This window comes from Pseudonocardia sp. SID8383, from assembly GCF_009864975.1.
Taxonomy (GTDB): domain Bacteria; phylum Actinomycetota; class Actinomycetes; order Mycobacteriales; family Pseudonocardiaceae; genus Pseudonocardia; species Pseudonocardia alni.
Genome location: NZ_WWFY01001205.1, coordinates 1 through 210 on the forward strand (window position 1 = coordinate 1; position 210 = coordinate 210).

Consider the following 210-nt stretch of genomic DNA (forward strand, 5'->3'; position numbering starts at 1 on the left):
GACCCGGTGCCCGGCGAGGTGGGCGGGGGAGGCGTCGAGCAGCGGGTCGCCGATCTCCTGGGTCTGCACCAGCAGCGGCCGGCCGGGCGCGGCACCGTTCCCGGCGGCACCGTTTCCGGCGGCACTGCACTCGGTGACCCGGACGGTCCCGCGGCAGCGGCCCGGCCGCTCCCCGGTGCGGCCGGCGACCAGCAGGTCCCGGGCGCGCAA

At 80.0% G+C, this 210-nt stretch carries 1 pseudogene; it reads right to left on the minus strand.

What is annotated here, in order from left to right:
* Positions 1–210 (minus strand): annotated as a pseudogene (locus GTW08_RS29390) (hypothetical protein); the annotation flags it as partial.